Below are 16,617 nucleotides of genomic sequence, written 5' to 3'. Positions count from 1 at the left end.
ACAATACAGGCCCGGAGAAGGCGAATATTGAGCAGGACCGCAAAAATCGTGCTTCTGAATGGTGTCGGCAGCGCGGGTAAAAGCTCGATAGCCAAGGCGCTGCAGGAGGTCGCTTCGCAGCCTCTCCTGCATGTTTCGATGGACGTCTTCATCGAAATGCTGCCCAAGACCTACCAGGAGCATTTGCCAGGCTTTTCCTACGATACGGTCATTGACGACGGAAAACCGCTCGTCGTCATCAAGACCGGCCCAGTCGGCGAGCAGGTCTTGCGCGGGATGCGGCATGCAATTGTCGCCATGGCAAGGCAGGGAAACAACCTCATCGTGGACGATGTGCTATGTGATGGAGAGATGCTCGAATATCGTGCACTCCTCTCCGACTTCGATTTCCATGCCGTCGGCGTCTTTGCTTCGCTCGATGTTCTCGAAGAGCGTGAACGCCGGCGCGGCGACCGGCTGCCCGGCTTGGCACGATGGCAATTCGACCGTGTGCACAGGGATATCAACTACGATCTTGAAATCGAAACGGACCTTGCCACGCCCCATGAATGTGCCGTGCTCATAAAGGAGAAGTTTCTTCTGTAAGCATGCCAGCAACGGCCGAACAACGGACAAAAACAAACCCGGAAATCGCAACCGATTTCCGGGTTCTTTCTTGATGAAACGCTTTTCTTTATGAAAAAATCATAGAACCTTGCCGCACTGGCAGGCTCAGGACACAAGATCCCTTACAGGTGCAGACGAAGTCGTGGCATCGAGACGAAGACCGGTATCATGCGAAAATAGGTGAACATGCTGCCGCGGCAGTTGTAGCGCAATCGGCTGACCGGTCGTGCCCGTGGTGTGATCGGAAACACTGATGGCGAAATTCGATCCGTTAATGTCGGAATGAATGACCCGGCCTGCTCCCAGTTCTTCGACAAAATCGACCGTTGCGGGAATGCTGTCCGAAGTTCCGGGCGGGACGATACGGACATGTTCCGGACGGATGCCGAGAGCGGTTGGCTGTCCCGCATGGCGCTTGCCAAGAGCAGGGTCGATCGAAAGCGGAATGCCGTCGAAGAGGAAGTTTTCACCATTGCTGGAGAAGGAACCTTCGAGGAAATTCATCGCCGGCGAGCCGATGAACGAACCAACGAAGCGGGTGCGCGGCTGATTATAGATTTCCAGCGGCGTGCCAACCTGCTCGACATTGCCCTTGTTCATGACAACCAGCTTGTCGGCGAGTGTCATGGCTTCGACCTGGTCGTGGGTCACGAAGACGGAGGTTGCGGACAGGCGCTTATGCAGGCGGCGAATTTCGACACGCATCTGCACACGGAGCTTGGCGTCAAGATTGGAGAGGGGCTCATCGAACAGAAAGACCTTCGGCTCGCGAATGATGGCTCGGCCCATCGCAACGCGCTGGCGCTGACCGCCCGACAACTGGGCCGGCTTGCGGTCGAGATAGTCTTCGAGGCCGACGATCCGCGCCGTTTCCTTGATACGGCGATCGCGCTCGGCACGCGGGACGCCCGCCACCTTCAACGCGTATCCCATGTTGGCGGCGACATCCATGTGCGGATAGAGCGCGTAATTCTGAAACACCATCGCACAACCGCGCTCCCGCGGCTCGAGCTGATTGACGACTTTGCCGTCGATGGCAATCTCACCGCTCGAAATGTCTTCGAGCCCGGCTATCATGCGCAATAGGGTCGACTTGCCACAGCCGGAAGGTCCGAGGATCACGACGAACTCGCCCGAACGGAAATTCAGATCGACTCCGTGAACGACCTGATTACGCCCATAGGTCTTTTGGACGCTCTCGATCCGGATCTCTGCCATGGTATGCTTCCCTATTTGCCAGTCCGGGAGACTGCTACCCAACTACCATTACAGAACCGTGACAGCCGCAAAGGCACGGCATGATATTTGGATCGACTTTCATCCCTTGGCGCGTTTCCATGAAAAATCATTGCCAATTCGGAACCGGATGCGCAGTTCGGAGTTTCCCGGAATACGGGCATAGGGATGGAGGGCGCATCTTTGGGAAATCTGCATACGATCGAACACCAGCAGAAGGTATATCAACGCTGGGCGCCGATCTATGACCGTATCTACAGGAGCATCCTTCGCGACGGTCACCGCAAGATTGCAGAGTTCGCCGGCCGCGCAGGTCACGATATCCTCGAGGTCGGTGTCGGAACGGGTCTCGTCTTGCGGCACTATCCCCGTCATTGCCGCATCACCGGCATAGATGTTTCCGAGCACATGCTGGCGAAGGCTAGAGAAAAGGTTGCGCGCGACAACCTCCATCATGTGAAGATGCTTTGTGTGATGGATGCGCGCGAAATGACATTTTCCGACAAATCCTTCGATGCCATCTGTCTACCCTTCGTCATTACACTGATACCCGAGCCGGAACGGGCGCTCGACGAATGCGCGCGTGTCCTCAGAACCGGCGGCGAGATCATTCTCACCAGCAAGCTCAGCGACGATACCGGCGTGCAGGCGGCGATCGAGGAGGCGATCGCTCCTCTTGTCCACCGCGTCGGCTGGAGTTCCTCCTTCCGCATCAGGCAGATCTGCGAATGGGCCGAGCGGCGCGGCGACTTCGACGTGATTGACGTCCGGCCGATCTTTCCGGGCGGCTTATTCAAGCTGATGCGGCTCAAGCATCGCGGCCTTGCCTCCTGAGGCGCGTGAGTGCACCTCAGGCGTAGGATTCAGTTAAGAAAACGAGCGGAGACAAGAGAACTGAACTATTCCGCGGGATGCGGCGAAGCACCATGGTTCGCGTGCGGCCGTGCGCCTCCGCGCATGAAGCGCTCGATCGCGCGAAAGTAAAGGCCATAGGGCAGAAAGCGCAGCAACTTCAACAGGTGGTTGGCACGTGTCGGAAATGTGATTTCAAAGCTTTGCGACTTGAGCCCGGCGGCAATGTGGTTGGCAGCCTCTTCGGCCGTCATCGGCGGCGACGCAGCAAGGAACTCCCGCTCCGCAGCGGCAGTGTCGACAACACTCGGGTTGACGAGCTGGACATGAATGCCCATTCGGTCCAGATCGAACTTCAGGCTCTCCGCCATTGTAATCAGGCCTGCCTTGGTTGCGCCATAGGCGGCAGCGCCCGGCAAACCGCCATAGCCGGTCGCTGAAGAAACGATCGCGATCTGCCCCTGCCCTCTTGCCTTCATGTGGCGGATGGCGGGCACGAGACAGTTGACGACACCGGAGAGATTGACGGCGATCGTCCTCTCGAAATCCTCGCGCTGCAATCGATCACCACGAACAGGCACATAGATGCCGGCATTGAAAATGGCCAACGCCAGATTGCCGTGCTGATATTCGATCGAGGCAACGACATGTTCCATGTCTTCGGGATCCGTAACGTCGCCGTCGAGCACGATGACGGCGCCCGGCAGATCACTTGCTTCCGCCTGAAGTTCCACCAGCTTCGCGTGATCGCGCGCCGTGACGGCTACCTTGTAGCCCTCCGCCGCCAGCTTCAGAGCCAGAGCGCGTCCGATCCCCGAGCTGGCGCCGGAAATCCACGCTATTCCATGTTCGGGATGGGCCGTAAACTGACGCATCGCTCGCTCCTCTGAAACTACCGGTTCAACCCGTGTACGGGGCTCGGATGTTTCCATCCTCAGCCTTTCATAAATAGCTCATCATTGTGGCTGCTTTCGGCCGATCAACTATCATGACAGGCAACAAAACTTCGTGAGCGAGGGCTAAAATGGCCGCAAGCTGACCACAACCTGCGGGATCTGGATTGCCAAGTGGAATTTTGCGGTCGGGAAGGAGAGCATGGAACAGAATTTCTTGCCAAGGCTGCCTTGTGAAGGGAAAAGACCGTTCTTAAACTAGGGTCTAAACAGAAGGCAGATTCCATGAGTTTCCACCCCTCCGTCCTGGATGCGATCGGCAATACCCCCCTGATCAAGCTCAAGGGTGCTTCCGACGCCACCGGCTGCACGATTCTGGGCAAGGCCGAGTTCCTCAATCCCGGCCAGTCTGTCAAGGATCGCGCCGCCCTCTACATCATTCGCGACGCGGAGAAAAAGGGACTTCTCCGGCCGGGCGGCGTCATCGTCGAAGGAACCGCCGGCAACACCGGCATCGGACTGGCGCTTGTCGCCAATGCGCTCGGATATCGCACCGTCATCGTCATTCCGGAAACCCAGAGCCAGGAAAAAAAGGATGCCTTGAAGCTTCTCGGGGCCGAGCTGGTGGAAGTCCCTGCCGTTCCCTACCGGAACCCGAATAATTACGTAAAGATTTCCGGTCGCCTTGCCGAACAGCTTGCCAAGGCCGATCCCAACGGCGCGATCTGGGCGAACCAGTTCGACAATGTCGCCAACCGGCAGGCGCATATCGAAACGACGGCCCGTGAGATCTGGGACGAGACCAACGGCAAGGTCGACGGCTTCATCTGCGCCGTCGGCTCGGGCGGCACGCTCGCTGGTGTTGCGGCAGGCCTCAGGGATTTCAACAAGAATATCAAGATCGGCATCGCCGACCCGGAAGGTGCCGCGCTCTATGAATTTTACAAGAACGGTGAGCTGAAATCCTCCGGGTCTTCGATCACCGAAGGTATAGGTCAAGGGCGCATCACGGCGAACCTTGAAGGCTTCACGCCGGATTTCTCCTATCAGATCCCCGACGCAGAAGCCCTGCCTTTCGTCTTCGACCTCGTTGAACATGAGGGCCTTTGCCTCGGCGGCTCGACGGGTATAAACATTGCCGGCGCAGTGCGGCTCGCTAAGGATCTCGGACCTGGCCATACGATCGTGACCATCCTTTGCGACTATGGCAATCGCTATCAGTCAAAGCTTTTCAACCCGGACTTCCTGAAATCGAAGGGCCTGCCGGTGCCGGCATGGCTCACCACAACGTCCGACATCTCCGTACCATACGAAACCGTAGCGTGATCCGTTATGCCAGTGAATGCCCTCTACCGAGACGATTTCTACCTCTCGACATGCGAGGCGGTCGTCACCGCCGTTCATGAGGACGGGGGCATCGAGCTGGACCAGACCTGTTTCTATGCGGCCTCCGGCGGTCAGCCTGGGGACACCGGCTTCTTCGAACGTGCGGACGGATCGAAGATCGCCCTTGGTCCGACGAAGCACGGCTCTGCTAAGGACGTCATCATCCACGTGCCGCTCGAAGGCGAGCAACGACCAATCATTGGCGAAAGGCTCGTTCTGCATATCGATTGGCCACGCCGTTACAAGCTGATGCGCATGCATACCGCCTGCCATCTGCTGTCGGTCATTTGTCCCTACCCGGTGACCGGGGCTGCCGTCGGCGAAGAGGAAAGCCGCATTGATTTCGACGTCATGGATCCGGCCGACAAGGACGAAGTAACGGCCAAGCTGATGGAACTCGTCAATCAAAACCACCCGGTCTATGTGCAGTGGATCACTGACGAGGAGTTGGCGGCAAATCCGGGCATCGTCAAATCGAAGAATGTACGGCCACCAATGGGCCTCGGACGTGTCAGCCTCGTCTGCATCGGCAAGGATTCCGCAGTTGACAGCCAGCCCTGCGGCGGCACACATGTCTCCGAGACGCAGGAGGTCGGGTCTATCCACATTGCCAAGATCGAAAAGAAGGGCAAGGAGAACCGGCGCTTCCGCATCCGCTTCGGCTCGCCCGGTGCCGAAGCGTAGGCACAGCGACAGGAGAGCGTCCAGTGAGCGACCAGAAAAGCCGTTTCGTCGTTTCCGCCGATTGGGTGGAAGAGAGACTTGGGGCACCTGACATCCGCATCGTCGACGCGGCCTGGTATCTGCCGACGCAGAAGCGCGACGGCAAGGCGGAATACGCGGCGGGTCACATCCCGGGCGCCGTCTTCTTCGACCAGGACGCTATCGCCGATCATTCGACCAACCTGCCCCACATGCTTCCCTCACCCGAATTCTTTGCGGCGGAGGTCGGCAAGCTCGGCATCAGCGACACGGACACCATTGTCGTCTATGACGGTCCCGGCATATTCACCGCCCCCCGCGTCTGGTGGATGTTCCGCACCATGGGCGCAGAAAAGGTCTTTGTGCTCGACGGTGGTCTGGACGGCTGGAAAGCGGACGGACGCCCGCTCGAAACGGATGTGCCCAAACCAGAGCCTGCGACGTTCAACACGCGATTCGACGCCAGCCGCGTCGTCTCCTTCGAGACGATGCGCGATATCGTCTCGAGCGGTGCCATGCAGATCGCCGATGCCCGTAGCGCCGGGCGCTTTGCCGCCACCGAACCCGAACCGCGCGAAGGCATGCGCTCCGGCCACATGCCGGGTGCCAGAAGTCTGCCTTCCGGGGTCTTTTCCAACGGCGGCAAGTTCAAGTCCCTGCCCGAGCTCCGCGCGACCATCGAAGGCGCCGGTGTCGATCTCGATAAGCCTGTCGTGACAAGTTGCGGCTCCGGCATCACGGCAGCCATCATTACCCTTGCGCTTGAATCCCTCGGGCACACCGACAACAAGCTTTATGATGGTTCCTGGTCTGAATGGGGTAGCCGCCCGGACACACCCGTCGCCACCGGTTCTGCGGTCGCGCGCAAAGACTGATGCCATGGCCACCAAAATGCTTGCCTCGCAAAAGGTCCAGATCACTCGATTGGAAATGACGGCGCCACCCAAGGCAAGCCTTCCTGTGCCCGTCAATATCCAGACTGCGATCATGCGGGCGCCGGGCATACCGCTTCCCTTCTACCGCTACCTCTATAGACAGGTCGGTGCGCGCTGGCATTGGGTCGAACGGCTCAGGATGAGCGACGAAAAATTGGCGGCTGTCCTCCATGACGTACGCAATGACATCAGCGTCCTCTACGTCAACGGCGCACCGGCCGGTTTCTTCGAATATTTTCGGCAGGACGAGGAGACGATCGAGCTGACCCATTTCGGGCTGATCGAGCACGCGCTCGGGCTCGGGATCGGCAAATGGTTCCTGCTGCAGGCGCTCTATGCCATGTGGGTGCTCGAGCCACAGCGCATCGTCACGACGACGAACAGCCTCGACCATCCTCGCGCGCTTCAACTCTATCAGATGTTCGGTTTCTCTCCTGTCTCGACGGGTGAGGGCATCGTGCGTCCGCTGAGCGACAAGGAATGGCTGGAACTTTTGAAGAAGAGCTGACTGGCCGGACACGCTGAAGCCTTCGCGAAGCAAGAATCGGGTGGCCTGCAGCCCTTCGAAGGCGCATCACATGGCAAAAAGGAGATTTGCCATGTCAGCCATCCGCTTTTCCGCCATGCCGACAGCCGATGCCGAAGCGCTCTGGGACGGCGGGCGCGATGCCTATGGCCTTGTGCCGGAGGTCTTTGTTTCGGATGGACCCGGCCATCCGTGCCGCCATTGCCTGAGAAATATCGATGCCGGCGAGCAGGTGCTGGTCTTTGCCTATCGCCCTTTTCCCTCGCTACAGCCCTATGCCGAGACCGGCCCGATCTTCCTGCATGCCGAACCCTGCCGCCGCTATCTTGCCGAAGAGGCCCTGCCGCCGGTGCTTGCAACCAGTCCTGATTTCATCGTCCGCGGCTATAGCAAGGACGACCGCATCGTCTATGGCAGCGGCGCGGTGACGAGCACCGAGCAGATCCCCGCCTATGCCGCAGCCCTGCTCGACCGTCCCGACATTGCCTATGTCCATGTGCGCTCGGCGCGGAATAACTGCTACCAGTGCCGGATCGACAAAGAAGAAAGGCCGGGCGACTGAGTCGACCCGGCCCAAATGACGTTACGCAAACTCATTTACGCTACGTTCAATACGCTCTCCGGCGCATGCATTTCATAGCCGAGAGATTCGGCAACGGCTTTATTGGTGATCCGACCCTTGTGGACGTTGAGGCCGTTGCGCAGGTGCTTGTCCTCGGCGATGGCCCGGAGCCCACGATCGGCAAGCGCCAGACCGTAGTGCAAGGTCGCATTGTTCAAGGCATGCGCCGAGGTTACGGGAACAGCGCCCGGCATGTTGGCGACGCAATAATGCACGATCCCCTCGACCTCGTAGGTCGGCTCGGAATGGGTGGTGGCGTGCGAGGTCTCGAAGCAGCCTCCCTGATCGATGGCAACGTCGACGATAACTGCGCCCTTTTTCATCCCCGTCAACATTTCACGGGTTACCAGTTTCGGCGCAGCCGCACCGGGGATGAGCACGGCACCGATGACGAGATCCGCCGAGAATACCTCCTCCTCCAGTGCCTGAATGCTGGAATAGCGGGTGTGGACGCGTCCACCGAAAATATCATCGAGTTGGCGCAGGCGCGGCAGCGACTTGTCGAGAATGGTGACATCCGCGCCAAGGCCTGCGGCCATCTTTGCAGCATGCAGGCCGACCACGCCGCCGCCGATGATCGCGACCTTGGCCGGCAGCACGCCGGGCACGCCGCCGAGCAGAATGCCGCGGCCACCAGTTGCCTTTTGCAGGGCCGTGGCGCCAGCCTGGATCGAGAGGCGGCCGGCAACTTCAGACATTGGCGCCAGCAGCGGCAGGCCGCCGCGCTCGTCGGTGACGGTCTCATAGGCCACGGCCGTTGCGCCTGAGTTCAAGAGGCCTTTGGTCTGTGCCGGATCCGGCGCAAGATGGAGATAGGTATAGAGGATCTGGCCCTCATGGAGTTGGCTCCATTCCGACGGCTGCGGCTCCTTGACCTTTACGATCATGTCGCACTTTTCGAAAATTTCCTTGGCCGAAGCAGCGATCTTCGCGCCCGCGGCAGCATAAGCATGGTCGTCTGCGCCAATCCCGGCGCCGGCTTTGGTCTCGACCCAGACCTCGTGTCCGTGGGCCACATATTCACGAACGGAGGCCGGTGTCAGGCCAACGCGGTATTCATGATTTTTGATTTCCTTCGGACAACCGACACGCATTCGCGTTCCTCTCATCTTATATTCGTTTGCAATCTGTTGTGGACAGATGAATCCAATCACCAAGGCGGCGAAATGTCCTTGCAAAGACGATTTGGGACGCTAGGTTTTTTCGAAGATAATTGCGCAGCAACCAGATAATTCGAAGGAATGACGAATGACAAACCTCGACGCCATGGATCGTTCGATTCTGGGAGTGTTGCAGCAGAACGCGCGGATCACCAATGCAGAGCTGGCAGAGAAGGTCGGACTGTCGCCATCAGCCTGCTCCCGCCGCCTCGACATCCTGGAAAAGAACGGCGTCATTGGGGGCTACCATGCCCGGCTGTCCCACAAGGCGCTGGACTATAAGATGATCGCCATCGTGCACATCTCGCTCTCCGGCCAGTTTGCCAAGACACTCTCCGAGTTCGAGGCAGCGGTGAAGCGCTGCCCGAACGTGCTCGTCTGCTACCTGATGTCGGGCGAATATGACTATATTCTTCGCGTCGCGGCGCGTGATCTGGAAGACTATGAGCGCATCCATCGCGACTGGCTGTCGGCGCTTCCGCATGTCGTCAAGATCAATTCGAGTTTTGCGCTGCGTGAGATCATCGACCGGCCGAATGTGGGGCTTTGAACACGGCTTTCAGAAATGCTTCTTGACGCGCCACCTCCGTGCCAAGATTGCATAGCGTTCGCCTCGGCCGCTGTTATATCACCAAGTCATGAGGTCAAAGACACACGGCTACATATTCGCCCTTCTGGCAATCACCATCTTTTCCATCCAGGACGGCATATCGAAGCATCTGGCCGGTCTTTACCCGCCGATATTCGTCACCATGATCCGTTACTGGGCGTTCGCTGCCTTCGCCACCTTGTTCGCCGCAAGAATGAGCGGCGGCCTTGCGGTCTCGGTACGAACGGCCAGGCCGTGGCTGCAGGTCGCTCGCGGGATCCTGCTCGCCAGCCAGATCGTCATCGCGATCACCAGCTTTGCAGTGGTCGGGCTCGCCCAGTCGCAGGCGATCTTTTCCGGAACCCCTCTCCTCGTGGCGCTGCTCTCGATGCCGATCCTTGGCGAGCGCGTCGGCTGGCGCCGTTGGTCTGCGATCTCGATCGGCCTGTTCGGTGTGCTCCTCATCCTGAAGCCCGAAAGCGGCATGATGGACATCAAACTGGCGCTGCCGCTGTCAGCATCCGTGCTGTTTGCGCTCTATGTCATCGCCACGCGCCTCGTCAGTCGTGACGATGCGGCCGTGACCAGCTTCTTCTACACCGGTGCCGTTGGCGCCGCGGCGATCAGCCTTATCGGCCTTTTTTACTGGACCGCGCTGCCGGCAGGCGACTGGGGCTGGATGATCCTTATCTGCATCACCGGTGTCTCCAGCCATTATCTGCTGATCCGGGCCTATGAATATCTCGACGCCGTTGTCGTTCAGCCGCTTACCTATCTCCAGCTTGTCTATGCAGCGATCATCGGAGTTATGATCTTCGGGGAGACGCTGAAGCTGAATGTCGTCATCGGTTCCGTCATCGTTGCCGGAGCCGGCATCTTCACGGTCTGGCGCGAGCATGCGGTCGCGCGACGGCAGGCGGCCAAGGCTTCGTAACCCGCCTTACTCGAATTTTAGAGAAGCTCCTAAAAGCATTTCAATATCTTGGCGCTATCCTTCGCATGGTCACAATGCGGGCAAGGACATGAAAAACAATCTGCAAATGAAAACCCGGGCCACCGCCCGGAGCCGCTGCCGAATTTTTGGCACGGTCAAATATCTCAACAAGCAGGTGGACGGCCGTGTCGTCGATCTCTCGGCCACCGGTATTGCACTCGACCTCAAGGGGCCCCTCTATGCCGCAACGGGCAGCAAGGTCCGCATCGAATGCGACGATCTCGGGTCGCTCGAGGGAACCGTGCGCTGGTCGCATAATGGTCGCGTGGGTATCCAGTTCAGCCCGACATCGAACGCCACGGCGCAGGTGGCGTCCTACTTCCGGTTCTTCCATAAGGAAGTGAGACCGGTGCTTACGCGCTGATGTGCGACTAAGCGCCTGCGATAGAGCGCTCAAAAATTCTGGAAGAGCTGCCGGATAGTGTCGTAGCTCGCATTGGCGATCGATAGTGACTGCAGGCCGAGTTGCTCCTGCGTCTGCAGGGCCTGCAATTTAGTCGACTCCTCTTCCATGTCCGCGTCCACCAGGCGACTAACGCCGCGGGTCAGCGAATCGCTGAGGTTGGCGGCGAATTCATCCTGGAGCTGGATGCGCTTTTGCAGGGAGCCGAAAGCGGAGCCGACTTCTGTCATCTGACCGAGCATCTTGTCGACGACCGTTATCATGTCGGTGACCTCATCCTTCGTCGTCGAGGCGCTGAGGCTGATTTCAACCTGGCCGGTGGTGTCGCCGTTCCTGCTCTTCAGCAGAACGTAGTTCTGGCCGACGCCTGCCTCGATCGCGAATTTGTCTGAAGTCAGCACGCCATAGCCACCGGTCCCATCCGCCCTGTCATCGATCAGATATCGGGCATCCTTGCTCGAAAGAGGCCCGTTCGCCGGATCGTCGATATTATAGGTCATCTTGCCGATCTTGAGGCTACCGTCCTCGCCGCGGATGACGGAGGAGGGAATCTTCTGCGGCTGCAGTGGGTTGTCGCCGGTGTCGAGCACGATCCAGTTTTCACCGTTGAAGCTCGCCGCTTCGCCCGTCGAACGCAGCTCGCCCTTGAGCTGCTCGAGCTCGTCATTGATCTTTGTCTTGTCCACACCTTCCTCGGTCGCGGCCACCAGCTTTGCTTTGATCTTCGTCACGATGTCCACGGAGGCCGAAACGCTGGTATAGGCGACGTCCATCGTTGCGCCGGCAAGACCCAGGGCATCCTGAATGGCTGAAAGCGACTTGACGTCCGAACGGGTGGTCGTGGCAATCGACCAATAGGATGCATTGTCGTTCGCTTTCTGGACACGCAAACCGGTCGTCACGCGCGCCTGTGTTTCCGTCAGGCTCTTCTGCGTTGCCTGCAACGTATAAAGGGCCGCATCCACGGAAGTCCGCAAGAAAATACTCACGACGATCTAACTCCAACATTACAAAGTACAATTACTAAGAACAGCACATCCCTATCGCAGACCGCACAGCCTGCAATTTAGGACGTCAGCGAATTGGGAGTTTGTTCACGCAAGCAGGACCAAACTCTACTATCTGCTGCTTACATTAATTAGCGTTTATGCTTAAAAAATGCCTAATGTTCGGAAGCGATTTATCTTGATTTTTAAAAAATCTCAACCAGAGCGGGATACCGAAAGGGTGCGGTTTGCGGGCGACATCCCGCTCTAACTTTTTGATGTAGAGACGGATTCTCAGGTCGATTCGACCTGAAATCATCCGTCTCCACCGCGGGCGCCCATACGTGCCCGGGACCGGTCAACGGCTTGAAAAGATATCTATTCGGCCGCCTGTAGCTGTTCAGGCGGTGCTGTCGGCCGCCCCCTCGCCGCGTTGGACATTTCTTCATGCAGCCGCGCCTCTTCATGGGATTGCGGTTTGGCGAAGCGGGCGATCAGAAGATAGGCGACCGGGGTGATATAGAGCGTGACGAGCGTCGCAAAGCCGAGCCCGCCGACAATCACCCAACCGAGCGCGATGCGCGCTTCCGCCCCTGCGCCATGGGCGAAGACCAGCGGCACGCCGCCGAGAATGGTGGCAATCATCGTCATCATGACCGGCCGCAGCCGCAGCGCGCAGGCCTTCTCGATCGCTTCGCGCACATTCACACCGTGATCGCGCAGCTGGTTGGCGAACTCGACGATCAGGATGCCGTTCTTCGCCATCACACCGACAAGCAGCACCAGACCGATCTGACTGTAAATGTTGAGGCTCGAGCCGGTAATGATCAGCGCGAAGACGGCGCAGGCAAGGCCGAGCGGCACGGTCGACATGATGATGAGCGAACTCAGCACGCTTTCGAACTGGGCGGCAAGCACTAGGAAGATGATGACGATGGCAAAGCCGAAGGTCAGAGCCATGCCGCTGGAATTCTCTTCCAGTGTTGCTGCTTCCGCGAGCGGAACGAGACGCGCGCCTGGCGGCAATAGCGGCTCGGCAATCGCGGTCACCTGCTTGACGGCATCGCCGAGCGACATGCCGTCCTTCAAGCCGACGGTTATGGCGACCGAGGCAAGCTGTTGTTCGCGATTGAGCTGTGGCGCGACCGATCCCTCCTTCAGGGAGGCGATCACGGACATCGGCACGATCTTGCCGTCCCCGGTCTTCAGGAAGACGTTTTCGAGGTCGGTCGGATCATCGATCGGCCGCGTCGTCGAGGTGAGCAACACCGGATAGGCCTCGCCCGCCACGAAGACATCCACCACGGATCGCCCTTCAAGGAGCGACTGCATGGCTGTCGAGAGGCCGGTGATATCTATCCCGAGATCGGATGCGCGTTCGCGGTCGATTGCAACGGAGACCTGCGCCTGCGTCGGCTCGTCGGTCAGCCGCGGCGTATCATATTGCCCGGTCGCATCGAGCGTCTGAACCAATTTGCTCGCGGCTGCCGAAAGCGCCTCGTAGTCATTACCGACGAGCGCCATCTGCAGGCCGTTGCCGGCGCCGCGGATGCGCAGGCTGTTGGAGGAGATCGCGTTGCCGCGCAGCGCCGGTACTTTTGCCGCAGCCGCATTGATATCGGCGACGATCTCGCTTTGGCTGCGCTCGCGCTCGTCCCAGGGCGCCAGCGTCAGGACCATGAAGCCGCTGTTCAATGAGCCGCCCTGCCCCGAAATCGAAAAAATATTTCGGATATCGCCGCTGTCCACGAGCGGCTGCAGGTATTCTTCCACGCGCTGAAGCTGGTCGCGCGTGTAATCGAGACTCGATCCCTGCGGCGTCGTCATCCGCATCATCACCATGGCGCGGTCTTCGTTCGGTGTCAGCTCGTTCTTGACGTTCGCGAACGCCAGGAGAGCGGCAGCGGCAAATAGCGTCGAAAAGACGATGACCACCAGCGGAGCATTAAGACAGGCATGAAGCGTCTTGCGATAGATAGCGGCGAAAGCCTCGCCGAACCGACCCAATAATCCATGATCCTCCAGCATCTCCTTGGTGAGCATGCGTGAGGCGAGCATTGGGCAGAGCGTCAACGCTACGATCGAGGACAGGCCGACGGAGAAGGCGAGCACGAAACCGAATTCACGGAAAAGTCCACCGACCTGGCCCGGCAGGAAAGACAACGGTATGAAGACGGCAGCGAGCGTCGCGGTGGTCGCAATGACGGCAAAAAAGACCTCGCGGGTGCCGAGGACGGCCGCCGCGCGCGGACCCATTCCCTCGGAGCGACGACGCACGATATTTTCGAGAACAACGATGGCGTCGTCGACGACGAGACCGGTCGCCAGCACGATCGCGAGCAGCGTCAGGATGTTGATCGAGAAGCCGACCATGTAGAGCGCAGCTAGCGTTCCCGTCAGCGCCACCGGCATGGTCACCGCCGGAATGAGCGTCGCCCGCCAGTCGCGCAGGAACAGATAGATCACAACGGTCACGATCACCGCCGCCAGCACCAGTGCCAGCACGACTTCATGGATCGCGCCCTTGATGAAGACGGCATCATCGCTGGTGATTGCGATGCGCGTGCCTTCCGGCAGGGTCTTGGAAAGCTGCTCGACCGCCGCCTTCACGCCGTTCGAGATGTTGAGCGTATTCGATTGCGCCTGCCGGATGATGCCGAGGCCGACGCCCTGCACGCCGTTGGAGCGGAGCGCGGTCGATCCATCGCGCGGACCGAGGGTGACCGTCGCCACGTCGCCAAGGCGCACGCGGTCCTGGATGATCAGATTGAGAAAATCTTCCGGCTTCTGCAGGTTTGCCGTCGCGCGAACGACGATATCCTGAGTGGTACTCTTGAGAGAACCGGCGGGCACATCCAGCGCCGCGCTTTCGAGTGCCTGCGTCAGGTCGCCGATCGTCAGGCCGCGGCTTGCAAGCGCACTCTGATCCACGTCGACACGGAAGATCTTTTCCTGGTCGCCATAGGTCTCGACATCCGCCACCCCGTCGACGGCGGCAAGCCTGTCGCTGATTTCGTTTTCGACGAGTTGCGTCAGGTCGTCCATGTCAAGATTGGTCGAAGTGACCGCGAGACGCATGATCGCCTGGGAATCGGAGTCTGCCTTGACGATCTGCGGTGGATCGGCGTCGTCCGGCAACCGATCGGTGATGCGGCCGATCGCATCGCGCACGTCATTGGCGGCAACGGCAAGATCGGTGGCGTCGGAAAATTCCAGAGTGACCCGGCTTTGGCCGAAGGAGGAACGCGACGAGATCGACTTCAGTCCGCTGACGCGGGCAACCGCGCCTTCGATGACCTTCGTCAGCTCCTGGTCGATCGTCTGCGGTGACGCCCCGTCGAAGAGGGTCCGCACGGTAACCACGGGCCGGTCGACATCGGGCAGTTCGCGGACCTCGACGCCGAAATAGGCGGCAAGTCCCGCAACCACCATGAGTGTGTTGAAAACCAGCGCCAGGATCGGCCGTCGGACGAAAAGCGCCGTGAATGTCTGTTTGCCGGAGGCCGGATGGGTGTGGATCTCATCGGTCACGCTCATTGCGACGCGACCTCCTCGGTGCCGGCGGCATCATTGGCAAGGCGCACATTGCCGCCGTCCCGGACACGCTGGAGCCCCTGGGTCACGATTGCGTCGCCGTCGCTGAGATCGGCTTTTATCAATACGAAATCCGGATTCCGCTGAACGATGCTGACGCGCACCTTCCGCGACTTCCCGTCCTTGACCTGCCAGACGAAGGAACCTTGCGAATCCCATTGCACCGAGAGGGGATCGACGGCCGGATATTTCTCTCCCGGAAAGCGCATGCTGACGCTGAACGACATGCCGGCGCGCAGCTCGTCGGAAGCATTGTCGATGCGCGCCCTTAACCTGAGCGTCCGGCTTGCGGCGTCGATGCGGTTATCGATCGCCTCGACCTCGCCGGAGAATACCTGTCCCGGGCGCGCAACCGAGGTCGCCTCGACCGGCTGGCCGACGCTGACGGTATTGGCGAAGCGTTCCGGCACCCAATAGTCCACCAGGATTTCGGATCGGTCGTCGAGTGTTACGATGTTCGATGTGGTCGTGACGTTGTCACCGATGTTGACTGGCACGATGCCGACGATGCCGTCGATCGGCGCTGTTATATTGCGGCGCGCCAGATTGAGTTCGGCCGCCTGAAGCTGCAGCCGTGCGCCCTGCTCGGCGATCTCGGCGTCAAAGACGTCCATGCGAGACACGCTCGACTTGATGGTGTGGTAAAGTTGCGACTTCTCGACCGCGCTCTTCAGCGCCACCTCCGCCTGGCCGCGGGCGATGATCTGCTCCTCGCTGTCGAGCGTGGCAAGTACCTGTCCCTGCTTTACTGTGTCACCCGACTTGATCAGGATTTCGCGAATGGTGCCGGAGGCCTGCGGCGTCACGACGACGGAGCGAATGGCATCACCCGTGCCGATCGCGTTCAGCCGGTCATTGACGACTCCCTGTACGACAGCTCGCGTCACCACAAGCGGCGCCTGATTGCGTCCGCCGCCGCGGCGGCCCTGCCCCGAATCGCCCTTTGTTTCATGCTCTGTCGTTGCAGGAGCGATTGCGGCCACCAGTTCGGAAGGAACACCTGCTTTTTCCAGTATGGCGCCGGCACCGGGGACGAACATGACCCCTGCGGCAAAGCCGATGGCAATAATAACGAGAGAAAGAGCAAGCTGCTTCCAAAATGGCATTCACGTCTCCGAAAGGACTCAGGGCGT

The 16,617-nt window shown here is 59.5% G+C and carries 16 protein-coding genes; 10 read left to right on the top strand and 6 right to left on the bottom strand.

Translation table 11 applies throughout. From position 1 onward, the window contains the following. Window positions 1-27 precede the first annotated feature (27 nt). A complete protein-coding gene (locus AAE029_RS24820; protein ID WP_371075574.1) occupies window positions 28-585 on the top strand; it encodes a chloramphenicol phosphotransferase CPT family protein in 558 nt (185 codons plus the stop codon). A 126-nt stretch (window positions 586-711) separates the two neighbouring features. Here the strand turns inward: AAE029_RS24820 and AAE029_RS24815 are convergent, their stop codons facing one another. After that, on the bottom strand, window positions 712-1,824 hold the full coding sequence (locus AAE029_RS24815) for a sn-glycerol-3-phosphate import ATP-binding protein UgpC (protein WP_371075573.1): 1,113 nt from the start codon (window positions 1,822-1,824) through the stop codon (window positions 712-714). Window positions 1,825-2,025: 201 nt separating this feature from the next. Here AAE029_RS24815 and AAE029_RS24810 point away from each other — a divergent pair, with 201 nt between their 5' ends. Further along, a complete protein-coding gene (locus AAE029_RS24810) occupies window positions 2,026-2,676 on the top strand; it encodes a class I SAM-dependent methyltransferase (protein WP_371075572.1) in 651 nt (216 codons plus the stop codon). A gap of 65 nt (window positions 2,677-2,741) precedes the next feature. On the opposite strand, the gene AAE029_RS24805 is transcribed toward AAE029_RS24810, so the two are convergent. After that, the gene (locus AAE029_RS24805; RefSeq protein WP_371075571.1) at window positions 2,742-3,569 is read right to left on the bottom strand and encodes an SDR family NAD(P)-dependent oxidoreductase; all 828 of its coding nucleotides are present in this window, start codon (window positions 3,567-3,569) and stop codon (window positions 2,742-2,744) included. 303 nt (window positions 3,570-3,872) lie between these two features. Between AAE029_RS24805 and AAE029_RS24800 the strand changes: the two genes are divergently transcribed. The 5 genes from AAE029_RS24800 to AAE029_RS24780 all read left to right on the top strand — a co-directional run bounded on the left by AAE029_RS24800 (window position 3,873) and on the right by AAE029_RS24780 (window position 7,698). Further along, complete coding sequence (locus tag AAE029_RS24800) at window positions 3,873-4,913, top strand: cysteine synthase A (protein WP_371075570.1); 1,041 nt, start codon at window positions 3,873-3,875, stop codon at window positions 4,911-4,913. A gap of 6 nt (window positions 4,914-4,919) precedes the next feature. Next, complete coding sequence (locus AAE029_RS24795; RefSeq protein WP_371075569.1) at window positions 4,920-5,657, top strand: alanyl-tRNA editing protein; 738 nt, start codon at window positions 4,920-4,922, stop codon at window positions 5,655-5,657. Window positions 5,658-5,680: 23 nt separating this feature from the next. Further along, window positions 5,681-6,550 carry a 3-mercaptopyruvate sulfurtransferase gene (gene sseA / locus AAE029_RS24790; protein WP_371075568.1) on the top strand — a complete coding sequence of 290 codons (870 nt, stop codon included), beginning with the start codon at window positions 5,681-5,683 and terminating at the stop codon, window positions 6,548-6,550. 4 nt (window positions 6,551-6,554) lie between these two features. Next, entirely contained in the window at window positions 6,555-7,118 is a 564-nt protein-coding gene (locus AAE029_RS24785) for a GNAT family N-acetyltransferase (protein ID WP_371075567.1), read from the top strand. Window positions 7,119-7,209: 91 nt separating this feature from the next. After that, a complete protein-coding gene (locus AAE029_RS24780) occupies window positions 7,210-7,698 on the top strand; it encodes a DUF1203 domain-containing protein (protein ID WP_371075566.1) in 489 nt (162 codons plus the stop codon). Window positions 7,699-7,733: 35 nt separating this feature from the next. Here AAE029_RS24780 and ald read toward each other — a convergent pair whose 3' ends face one another. Then, complete coding sequence (gene ald / locus AAE029_RS24775) at window positions 7,734-8,852, bottom strand: alanine dehydrogenase (RefSeq protein WP_371075565.1); 1,119 nt, start codon at window positions 8,850-8,852, stop codon at window positions 7,734-7,736. Window positions 8,853-9,006: 154 nt separating this feature from the next. Between ald and AAE029_RS24770 the strand changes: the two genes are divergently transcribed. The 3 genes from AAE029_RS24770 (at window position 9,007) to AAE029_RS24760 (ending at window position 10,865) form a co-directional block, all read left to right on the top strand. Further along, window positions 9,007-9,468 (top strand): Lrp/AsnC family transcriptional regulator, encoded by a 462-nt coding sequence (locus AAE029_RS24770; protein ID WP_371075564.1) that lies wholly within the window; start codon window positions 9,007-9,009, stop codon window positions 9,466-9,468. A gap of 88 nt (window positions 9,469-9,556) precedes the next feature. Beyond that, window positions 9,557-10,441, top strand: coding sequence for a DMT family transporter (locus tag AAE029_RS24765; RefSeq protein ID WP_371075563.1), 885 nt, complete (start codon window positions 9,557-9,559; stop codon window positions 10,439-10,441). A gap of 88 nt (window positions 10,442-10,529) precedes the next feature. Continuing rightward, window positions 10,530-10,865: a PilZ domain-containing protein gene (locus AAE029_RS24760; protein ID WP_371075562.1), complete on the top strand. Its 336-nt coding sequence runs from the start codon at window positions 10,530-10,532 to the stop codon at window positions 10,863-10,865. 29 nt (window positions 10,866-10,894) lie between these two features. Here the strand turns inward: AAE029_RS24760 and AAE029_RS24755 are convergent, their stop codons facing one another. The 3 genes from AAE029_RS24755 to AAE029_RS24745 all read right to left on the bottom strand — a co-directional run bounded on the left by AAE029_RS24755 (window position 10,895) and on the right by AAE029_RS24745 (window position 16,590). Then, a complete protein-coding gene (locus AAE029_RS24755) occupies window positions 10,895-11,893 on the bottom strand; it encodes a flagellin (RefSeq protein WP_371075561.1) in 999 nt (332 codons plus the stop codon). Between the two features lie 375 nt (window positions 11,894-12,268). Beyond that, window positions 12,269-15,427 carry an efflux RND transporter permease subunit gene (locus AAE029_RS24750; protein WP_371075560.1) on the bottom strand — a complete coding sequence of 1,053 codons (3,159 nt, stop codon included), beginning with the start codon at window positions 15,425-15,427 and terminating at the stop codon, window positions 12,269-12,271. Continuing rightward, complete coding sequence (locus AAE029_RS24745) at window positions 15,424-16,590, bottom strand: efflux RND transporter periplasmic adaptor subunit (protein ID WP_371075559.1); 1,167 nt, start codon at window positions 16,588-16,590, stop codon at window positions 15,424-15,426. Before AAE029_RS24745 ends, AAE029_RS24750 begins: the two co-directional genes overlap by 4 nt. Between the last annotated feature and the right edge of the window lie 27 nt (window positions 16,591-16,617).

It is taken from the genome of Sinorhizobium sp. CB7, assembly GCF_041357635.1.
Lineage (GTDB): Bacteria > Pseudomonadota > Alphaproteobacteria > Rhizobiales > Rhizobiaceae > Rhizobium.
This window is presented reverse-complemented; position numbering and strand designations above follow the sequence as displayed.

What these genes read in the sequence shown, in the direction of transcription:
- AAE029_RS24815 (WP_371075573.1), bottom strand. Translation starts at nt 1,824, where the DNA reads ATGGCAGAGATCCGGATCGAGAGCGTCCAAAAGACCTATGGGCGTAAT.
- AAE029_RS24805 (WP_371075571.1), bottom strand. Translation starts at nt 3,569, where the DNA reads ATGCGTCAGTTTACGGCCCATCCCGAACATGGAATAGCGTGGATTTCC.
- AAE029_RS24800 (WP_371075570.1), top strand. Translation starts at nt 3,873, where the DNA reads ATGAGTTTCCACCCCTCCGTCCTGGATGCGATCGGCAATACCCCCCTG.
- AAE029_RS24795 (WP_371075569.1), top strand. Translation starts at nt 4,920, where the DNA reads ATGCCAGTGAATGCCCTCTACCGAGACGATTTCTACCTCTCGACATGC.
- AAE029_RS24785 (WP_371075567.1), top strand. Translation starts at nt 6,555, where the DNA reads ATGGCCACCAAAATGCTTGCCTCGCAAAAGGTCCAGATCACTCGATTG.
- AAE029_RS24780 (WP_371075566.1), top strand. Translation starts at nt 7,210, where the DNA reads ATGTCAGCCATCCGCTTTTCCGCCATGCCGACAGCCGATGCCGAAGCG.
- ald (WP_371075565.1), bottom strand. Translation starts at nt 8,852, where the DNA reads ATGCGTGTCGGTTGTCCGAAGGAAATCAAAAATCATGAATACCGCGTT.
- AAE029_RS24770 (WP_371075564.1), top strand. Translation starts at nt 9,007, where the DNA reads ATGACAAACCTCGACGCCATGGATCGTTCGATTCTGGGAGTGTTGCAG.
- AAE029_RS24765 (WP_371075563.1), top strand. Translation starts at nt 9,557, where the DNA reads ATGAGGTCAAAGACACACGGCTACATATTCGCCCTTCTGGCAATCACC.
- AAE029_RS24760 (WP_371075562.1), top strand. Translation starts at nt 10,530, where the DNA reads ATGAAAAACAATCTGCAAATGAAAACCCGGGCCACCGCCCGGAGCCGC.
- AAE029_RS24750 (WP_371075560.1), bottom strand. Translation starts at nt 15,427, where the DNA reads ATGAGCGTGACCGATGAGATCCACACCCATCCGGCCTCCGGCAAACAG.
- AAE029_RS24745 (WP_371075559.1), bottom strand. Translation starts at nt 16,590, where the DNA reads ATGCCATTTTGGAAGCAGCTTGCTCTTTCTCTCGTTATTATTGCCATC.